Origin of the sequence: Vibrio sp. V42_P2S4T144 (assembly GCF_009904715.1) — a bacterium.
In the GTDB taxonomy this organism is placed as follows: Bacteria; Pseudomonadota; Gammaproteobacteria; order Enterobacterales; family Vibrionaceae; genus Vibrio; species Vibrio alginolyticus.
The window spans coordinates 1-8945 of record NZ_WXWS01000518.1 but is presented as its reverse complement, the minus strand read 5'-3'; the positions used below and the strand labels follow the sequence as shown (position 1 = coordinate 8945).

General features: G+C 43.6%; 8 protein-coding genes. 4 read left to right on the top strand and 4 right to left on the bottom strand.

The genetic code is table 11. From position 1 onward, the window contains the following. Nucleotides 1-65 precede the first annotated feature (65 nt). Complete coding sequence (locus CAG68_RS17185; protein ID WP_047100813.1) at nt 66-1022, bottom strand: hypothetical protein; 957 nt, start codon at nt 1020-1022, stop codon at nt 66-68. Beyond that, nucleotides 1019-2347, bottom strand: coding sequence for a sphingomyelin phosphodiesterase (locus CAG68_RS17180; protein WP_047100810.1), 1329 nt, complete (start codon nt 2345-2347; stop codon nt 1019-1021). Before CAG68_RS17180 ends, CAG68_RS17185 begins: the two co-directional genes overlap by 4 nt. A 291-nt stretch (nt 2348-2638) precedes the next feature. Here CAG68_RS17180 and CAG68_RS17175 point away from each other — a divergent pair, with 291 nt between their 5' ends. Further along, nucleotides 2639-2905 carry a hypothetical protein gene (locus tag CAG68_RS17175; protein WP_025766895.1) on the top strand — a complete coding sequence of 89 codons (267 nt, stop codon included), beginning with the start codon at nt 2639-2641 and terminating at the stop codon, nt 2903-2905. 154 nt (nt 2906-3059) lie between these two features. Beyond that, nucleotides 3060-4688 (top strand): methyl-accepting chemotaxis protein, encoded by a 1629-nt coding sequence (locus CAG68_RS17170; RefSeq protein ID WP_047100808.1) that lies wholly within the window; start codon nt 3060-3062, stop codon nt 4686-4688. Between the two features lie 125 nt (nt 4689-4813). Here the strand turns inward: CAG68_RS17170 and miaE are convergent, their stop codons facing one another. Together miaE and CAG68_RS17160 are read right to left on the bottom strand one after the other, a co-directional pair. After that, nucleotides 4814-5584 (bottom strand): tRNA isopentenyl-2-thiomethyl-A-37 hydroxylase MiaE, encoded by a 771-nt coding sequence (gene miaE, locus CAG68_RS17165; protein WP_086046621.1) that lies wholly within the window; start codon nt 5582-5584, stop codon nt 4814-4816. Between the two features lie 97 nt (nt 5585-5681). Next, nucleotides 5682-6446 (bottom strand): hypothetical protein, encoded by a 765-nt coding sequence (locus CAG68_RS17160; RefSeq protein WP_005378247.1) that lies wholly within the window; start codon nt 6444-6446, stop codon nt 5682-5684. 313 nt (nt 6447-6759) lie between these two features. Between CAG68_RS17160 and cysB the strand changes: the two genes are divergently transcribed. Together cysB and CAG68_RS17150 are read left to right on the top strand one after the other, a co-directional pair. Next, nucleotides 6760-7734 carry an HTH-type transcriptional regulator CysB gene (gene cysB, locus CAG68_RS17155; RefSeq protein WP_005388967.1) on the top strand — a complete coding sequence of 325 codons (975 nt, stop codon included), beginning with the start codon at nt 6760-6762 and terminating at the stop codon, nt 7732-7734. A 53-nt stretch (nt 7735-7787) separates the two neighbouring features. Beyond that, a partial coding sequence (locus CAG68_RS17150) for a methyltransferase (RefSeq protein WP_161441407.1) occupies nt 7788-8945 on the top strand: 1158 nt, incomplete at its 3' end.

The following is an 8945-nucleotide window of genomic DNA, read 5'->3' as shown; positions in this document are numbered from 1 at the left end:
ACATAAGGCACGACGGCTGGTTAGCAACGTGCCTTTTTAAGTTCCCAGTCAGTCAAAGCGCATTGTTAAGAAGAAAAAAATTCACGACGAAAATCCGCGACTTCTTGTTGGTAATAGCTTTGCCATTCCGGTTCTGACAAATTTGAATGGCTAGAAGCTCTTTGCGTTCTTAGCTTGGACTCAAGTTGTTGTAATGCTTGTTGGTAATCTTTGACTTGTTTTTTTTGCTCTGTAATTTGCTGCTGACGAGCATGAATGTTTTTACTTTCTTCTTTCGTTAAGTAAGTTCGTTCTAGCTCTGCGATGAGCGCCAAGCGATCTGGTAGGCTCATACTATTAGGAATCAGGGTGACCGCACGCTCATATTTTTCCTGGTCGCTTGTTAGCCCGATAGCACCTGCATGTTCTTGCCAGTCAATGGTGAGTTGCTCGAAAGCTCGCAAAAAGTTATCTGGGCTTTGAGTGTCCAGCTTTTGGGCTTCTAAGTTGAAATCGTACAGCGCGAACTCATCCGCGAAAACAACATCAGCCAATTCTCCCCAGATGCTTCTTGCTTCGTTCTTCAGCTGTGCAATACGCGACGCCAGTGATTGTTGCTTATCAAATAACAAATTTCCTACACTCTCTTGCCATTGGCTGCTGAGCTGAGGGTAGTTCGCCAAAAGCTGGAATCGAGCTGAAGATAAATGCGCCTCAAACAAGGCGATCTGCTCTTCACAACTACGGTTCAACATACACTCATGCCAAAACGTCTCAAGTTCAGCGACAAGTTTCCTGCCTTTGAGTTGAGTTAATCGCTCAGTCGTTATTTGAACTGTGGAAGGGAGGTTAGCTGTTTGTGGTGAAGTATCCGTATCGGGCACGATGCTGCTTGTTTGTGGTGATGTACTGGAGACACTCTGATTTTTTGTCTTAGGGGAAGGAGAGGAAGCGAGCTCTTTTTTTTGAACATCGTGATTGAAAGTTAAAAATATCATGCCCGCCATAATGGCGGACATGATTATCAAAGCGATTTTCTTCATGGCTTGATTGTTGCGCTTACTGGGAAATGGTCAGAAAGGTTATAGTGTTTCCATAAACTCTCTGCGGTTGTGCGCGGCACGTCTACACGGTTGTCATTGAATGATTTCACCCCGTATTCACTACTCACCATAACATAGTCAAGGTATTCCACGTTTTCGCCACCTGATAACGCTTCACCTGCGAAGTTATTGATACGGGGATCAAAGGTTGACTCCGTGTAACCAGAGTAGTGAGGCTCTATGGCACTTAAGTTAGCGATCATTTGTTGGTAGTCACCAGGGAACTTTCTTTTGTTGACGTTAAAGTCGCCGCTGTATACCACAGTTTCGCTTGAAGGAATGTCAAGAGATTGGGCGAGTGCGCGGATTTGTTTGAACTGGCGCTGACGATACTCACGGGCGGTGTCTGTATCGAAAGATGCGGTATGGGTAGCAAACACATGGTAAGCCTGACCACCTTTAATTATTTCCGCATAATTTACGCCTTTATCGGCAAAGCAGTCTGTACCAGAGCAATCGGGAAAGACATATTGCGCTTCATTCACGATAGGGTAGCGACTAACTATGATTACGCCACCATCATGAATATTAACGCCTTCTTTATCTAACATCTTTGTTTGGTAAGGATATTCCTTGGCTAACTCACGTAAGAATGCTTCACGGCCGCTGGCAAACACCTCTTGCAGCGCCAAAACATCGTAACCTTTTACATGTTGAGGAATCAGTTCGTAACGATCTCCAATGTGCGATGCAATAGCCGTCAACGCCCAGATGTTATAAGTCATCAACTTAAGGTTTTGTTCTTCGTTGTCGACAGACTCCGCTACCTTGCTTGGCGTGATGGTGTAGTAAAGATCATCATATCGAGCGGTACTGTCTGACTTAAATGCCAGTTCGGTTTCTCTCGTACCAAAAGCGTTAGTGTTGGCACGATGAATGTTACGATCATCTTTGAGAGATAACTCGACATCGGCTGCGGATAAGCCGTATTCAATGGTCGAATTGTACCAATGGCCTTCCATTATTTGATTGAGTGTTATGCTTTCACCTTCGGGGCTAGAAACCACCGTTTCAAAACGGTAAGTTTGATTTGATTTCACGCCCTCCCAGCGGTTGAAGCTTAATACAGATTTAGTTTCCCACGGACCAAGTACCTGCACATGTTGTTGCCACTCGTCTCCGTATTGAAGCAAATCACTACCTTCATGTTTTACTTGAATAGTTAACGGTTGATCAGAGTTATTCGTTAGGTAAACGTCGGTATCTGCAATGCTGGGTAACGCTATCAAGCTACTTAATAAAAGGCTCCACTGCGAAAATTTCATCTTATTTTTCCATCATTTGAACTAGAGTAATCATTCTTGTTTATAAATGTTACTTGCACGTTAAATATGGATGACATCTAAGCCAGTGTTGAAAATTGTTATCAGAATGTGATCTTTATTCAATGGTGAGGGTGGAGGTATTGAGTGTGTTGCCGTTGAAGCGGTGGAAAATAATACCAACAGTCAACGAATTGCATTCACTGCAATCAAGCTGTCATCTTTGCTCTATAAGTTGTGCGGCGTCATTCATCTAGCCATATGGCTAGAACTCAAATTGATAGATGGAGCACCATGGCTAGAGCAGTAAATCCAACCGATGAAACCATCATTAAATTGTTACAAGAGCAAGGTCTGATTAGAAGTGAAGCAGAAGCGCGTTTAAAGAAAGAGGTGTACCGCTTGCAGCCTAATGAGATAGCAAAAGTAAAAAATTATGCCCAGCATTTTGGGATAAACGCGAAAGAAAAGCTCATCGATGAGATCTTGGATCTGCGCCGAGAAGCGCTCATGAAAAGATGTAGACACAATAAGGAGCATACGAGCCTATCTCTAAAATAGCATGTGATAAAACTATCAATTACTGGTCAAGATTTGATCTCTCAAGCCGATGTATATAAGAGCGTTCAATGATATCGAGCGAAAAAACAGTGTGTTTTAGAGGTTAAGCTTTCACTTAAGTGAGAGGTTTGGAAAGGCTGCGGGGAGAAAGTGCATGCGTATTAAAGACTTAAGTGTCGTAAAGAAAATATCGGTTAGTTATTTAACCGTTTTTGCCGTGTTTGGTTTAGTGTCAGTAATGTTGGTGCAAGGTTTGTTAACACTGAATAAAGACATCTCAGTGTTAACAGATAAAAGTTTACCTTCTGTTGCGATTTTGAAAGGTATCCAAGTTGATATTACTAAAGTGCGTAAAGATGAGTTCTCTTTATTGCCAAACGCAAATCACCCCAAAATTGGTGAGTGGTTAAAAGGCCTCGACCAATGGCGTTCTGATGTGCAGGCTGGTATTGCAGAATACGAAAAGCTCGACCTTAATAAGCGTGAAACGCAGTCTTTTAGCGTTTTTAAAGAAACTTGGAATCAATACATCAAAGAAACGAAGACTTACAACGCACTGCTAAGCCAAGGTGATGCTGAAAGTGCAAATGATGTGATTTTATCGAGTTTCGATACCTACTCAAAAGCGTTGAGCAGCTTGGATGATACCCTCGCGTTGAACGATGAGTTGGTGAATTTGATTGGTGAAGAAGTACAAAGTGAAGCGGCATTTACACAATACAGCGCTGCTGTTGGTGCGCTCGTCGTCGCATTGGTCATGGTAATGTCTGCCATGCTGCTTTCTCGAGTCATTTGCGGGCCTGTTGATCGAGCATTGGAATTCGCTTCTAAAATCGCCAAGGGTCAATTGAATAATCAAATCGACGAAAGTGAATTGAGCAAAGACGAGTTAGGAACGTTGCTTAAAGAGCTTGTCGGTATGCAAACAAACTTACATTCGCTGGTTTCTGAGATTAATGACTCAACGATTCAGCTAACGGCAGCAGTAGAGGAAGTGAGTGCTATTTCTTCTCAGACCGCCTCTGGTATGCAAAATCAACAAATTGAACTTAGCTCGGTGGCTTCTGCGATGACAGAGATGCAAGCTGCTGTAAGTGAAGTGGCACAAAATACCGAAGTTGGCGCAACCTCTGCTTATTCGGCTGCGGAAGTGGCAAAGCAAGGAACGGCGACGTTACAACAAACTATCGCAGTAATTGAGCGTGTATCACATACGATCCAAGAATCAGATGAACTGGCACGTGAGCTTGAATCGAGCTCAAACAATATCAATGTGGTCGTCGATGTGATCCGCGGGATTGCCGAGCAAACAAACTTGTTAGCACTGAACGCCGCAATTGAAGCCGCTCGGGCTGGTGAACAAGGACGTGGGTTTGCTGTTGTGGCAGATGAGGTTCGTTCTCTGGCGCAACGCACTCAAGACTCCACTTCACAAATTGTGGAAATTGTTAATCAGCTACAAGAGAGCAGCAGTAAAATAGGGCATTCAAGCCGTGATTGTCAGGAGGGTATTTCTCAGTGTGTTGAGCAAGTTAATGACGCTGATAGCCAGATAAAAGAAATTGAACATTCTGTCGATAACATAGCGCAAATGAGCACACAAATCGCAACGGCGTGCAGTGAGCAGAATTCTGTATCCGAAGAGCTGAATCGCAGTGTGGAGCATATTAATAGTGCTTCAACAGAGATGGCTGAGGGAGCTTCACAAACGGCTGTGGCTTGTCAGCAGATTAGTAGCCTAGCGCACAACTTGAAAACTCGAATGGGTTCATTCCAGCTCTAGTTGTTGTGTTTCAGCTTTATTCCTAACCTCATTGCTACAATAAATAAGCCGGACGAAATGTCCGGCTTATTTATTCTCTGTCTATATAAGTTCAGAGTATGCTCAACCTTGGGAGAATATGCTCGCTAGGCTGGGATACCACTGTGAAACTTAAAATCTGTATCTGGCGTAGAAATTAAATCTGCCTCTATACGTCCAAAGTAGGCGATGCGCTCGCTGATATCTTTGCCTGCGATTTGCTCCGCTAATACAAGATAATCCTGGTAATGGCGTGCTTCTGAACGTAATAAAGAAATGTAGAACTTTGCGATATCGTCATCCATATGTGGTGCTAGTTTGGCAAAACGCTCACAAGATCGAGCTTCGATGTACGCACCAATGATGAGTTTATCGATCAGCGTTTCCGGCTCATGAGTCTTCATATGCGAAATCAGTCCTTTAGCATAACGACTTGCTGGAATATTTTTGTACTCAATTCCACGACTTTCCATGATCTCTAAAACTTGATAAAAGTGGTGTAACTCCTCTTTTATCAAAAGCACCATCTTATCGATCAAATCTTGGCTATATGGTGAGTCGGACTTAGCCATGATTGCCTTAGAAATATTGCTCTTGCCTTTTAAAGTTTCCAATGAGCCTACGTTACGGTAAGCAAAATCTTCGTAGGGCTTAAACCAGTCAAGTAGAGCATGTGAACTGGATTGATCAACGGCATACTTACGAATTAAAAACATGGCAGATTGGCCAGCTTTTAGTTCGCACAGTAGGTGGTCTAACAAAATGGTTTGAAGGTTCTCTGGTTTCTTTGCTTCCTCTACCCATTCATCAGGTGTACTGCATCGCAGAAATTGGTTAATGGGAGCAAGAAGATCTTGATAGGCGTCTAGATTCATCATTTTAGTTTTAGTACTTCACATTTTTATTGGGCATATCCGTTGTCTTGCGGATAGAAAAAAGGCTGCAATTGCAGCCTTTTTTGACCTGAAGTGAATGTTACCACTTTTTCTTCTCGCCGAAGAGAGCTTCCATGTCATTGTCACGCTCTTTGTCAGCAATCTGCTGCATTTCGGCATCGCTTTTATCTTGGCGCTTTTTATCTAAGTCACCTAACATCTCTTCAAGCTTTTGTTTCGCTTGAATAGAATAAGGATCGCTCTTAGTGCTCAAAGCATCGATACCTTTACGCAGCAGTTGAAGCGCGGTGCCTGGTTGGCCACGAGCGATAGAGTCGTTTGCTCTTTTGATGACATTTTCAATGTTGATGCGAATTTGCATCGTTTCCAAGCGCGCATTTTCGGTGACGTAAGTCTGGGTATCCAATCGGCCTTTGTTGTGCTCGTTACGGATAGTGTCGCGAAGTCGTTTAACCAGCTTAAGCATGACGATAGCTTGTTTATCACTACTCGGCATCTTGAAAGTGGTACTCTCGCCAGTAGGGCCATTCTCTTTTAGCTGCGTAATCTGCTGCTTCATATTTTCGATACGTTGAGCAAGTTGCTTGTTCTTCGGGTCCAGCTCATGCATGCTCTCTAGCGCGTCAAGAATGCGATTGTTTAGACACAACAACAGCTCTTTACTAAAAGGGATATGGTGCGCATGACCAATCAACTCTTCAGTACCATCTATCAAGGCTACATATCGTGCTGATTCCTGCCTTTTTGCGGTTTCAACTTTAACCTTATATTGCAACATAATGTTATAGCCTAGGATTAACACCAGTAGGATGGCTACCAAAGCGATTATTAAACCAATATTCATATCTTTGCGTCTGCTTTACTTTTCTGCGGCTAGCGTTAAAGAATACATGAATCTTATCTTACTCGGCACCTTATTTGTTTGATTATTTTGTCTCTCCCACGTTTTAGTTACTGATAGAAGTCACATCATAGAACTTCGGTCATTTATTGGCTCAACTTTGTGCATATTGTTTCTTGCTTGAAGATTATTAGTATGTGATTGAGGTATAAGTTAGAAATTGCTGTTCATTTCGATTTGAACGCGTTATAACTAATTATTATATCGCTCGCTTGAGTGGCCAATAAACTCTCTCATGAATAAGTAAGGGATTACGATGAAACTGCAGCAGCTGAAGTATATTGTTGAGGTTGTAAACCATAATCTGAATGTATCTGCAACGGCGGAAAGCTTATATACCTCTCAGCCAGGTATCAGTAAACAGGTTCGGTTGCTGGAAGACGAGTTAGGCATTCAGATTTTTGAACGTAGCGGTAAGCACTTAACGCAAGTGACGCCAGCTGGAGAAGAAATTGTACGTATCTCTCAAGAAATTCTCGCTCGTGTAGAAAGTATCAAAGCGGTGGCTGGAGAGCACACCCATCCAGAAATGGGGACACTGAATATCACCACGACACATACGCAGGCTCGTTATGCACTGCCAGATGTCATCAAAGGTTTTACTTCTCGTTATCCAAAAGTGTCGTTACACATGCACCAAGGTACACCGTCACAAATGTCTGAGGCGATAGCTAAAGGCACAGCGAATTTTGCGATTGCGACAGAAGCGCTTCACTTATATCAAGATGCCATCATGCTGCCTTGTTATCACTGGAATCGTTCAATAGTTGTGCCTAAAGACCACCCACTAGCGAAGAAAGACAAAGTAACGATCAGTGATCTTGCCGCTTACCCATTAGTCACTTACGTGTTCGGTTTTACTGGCCGTTCAGAGCTGGATACAGCATTCAACCGCGAAGGTTTAACCCCGCGAGTGGTGTTCACTGCAACTGATGCAGATGTCATTAAAACTTACGTTCGTATGGGTATTGGTGTGGGTGTGATTGCAAGCATGGCTGTGGATGAAGAGCAGGACGGTGACTTGGTTGCAATAGATGCGAGCCATTTGTTTGGCGCGAGCACCACGAGCATCGGCTTCCGCCGTGGTACATTCTTACGCTCTTACATGTTCGATTTTATGGAGCGTTTTGCACCGCACTTAACGCGTCCAGTGGTTGAGCAGGCGATTTCGTTGAAGTCTAATGCAGAAATCGAAGAGATGTTTAAAGACATCGAGCTTCCGGTGAGATAACACTTCATTGATGTTTCGATTCCCTCTACAATGCGCTCGTTGTAGGGGGAGCTATGAAAACGCAATTTCAATTTATTAATGACTGCTTAATCGAAAACCAATCTTTGTGGCGATTCGAGCCTTTTAAAAGCAGCATTCGCACATCATTACCTTGGCAGGAGCAACATCCTCGACTGTGCCAATGGCTAGCGTCTCTTACTCCCTCTCAAATCGAAGAATACAAAGCAGCACCAGAACTCGCGTTAAAAGCACTTAGTCCGTTTTTGCCTGAGCTTGAACAACTCGCAAAACTGACTCATTTAGAGCTTTTGTCGTTAAACGGCTTGGAACTCGCTCGTGGTTTAGATAACGGTATTCCGGGACGTAAGTTGGAGCAAATTAGCTCGATGGGTGAAGCTGCAATTCAACAACACTGTGGCGAAGAATGGCTAGAATGGTGCTCAGGTAAAGGTTACTTGGGGCGAATCCTGACCACGCAAACCGATCAGCCTGTAACCAGCTTTGAATACCAACAAGCACTGTGCGATTCGGGACAACAAGCAGCCAATGAACATCATTGGAAGATGACGTTTATTCAAGGCGACGCGTTTGATAGCAAAGCGAAAGCCGTGTTTAAGCCAACGCAACACGCAGTAGCACTGCATGCATGCGGTGACCTTCACGTTCGTCTAATGCAGTACGGCAGTGAAAATGGGATTGCTGCGATGACCATATCACCTTGTTGTTACCACTTGATTCAGTCGGAACAATACCAGCCGATGTCGGAATCGGGCAGGGCTTCTTCTCTCTCATTGTCTAAGCAAGAACTGCGTATCCCATTACAACAAACGGTGACGGGAGGAGAGCGCGTGCGTCGTCATCGTCAGCAGGAAATGATGTTTCGTCTTGGGTTTGATTTGATCACGCGACAAGCTTTGGGAATGGCAGAGTATCAGCCTGTGCCGAGTATCCGTAAGTCGCAATTAAGTGATGGTTTTGAATCGTTCTGTCGCTGGGCAGCGGAGCAAAAAGGCATTGTTCTTCCTCAAGAAATCGATTTCTCTCATTTTGAAAAGTTAAGCGAACAACGCTTCTGGCAAATGGAGAGAATGAGCTTAGTGCAACTTGTTTTTCAACGTCCGTTGGAGATCTGGCTCGCATTAGATAAAGTGCTTTATCTTGAAGAACGTGGTTACCGTGTTAGATTGTCAGAGTTTTGCCCTAAATCGGTC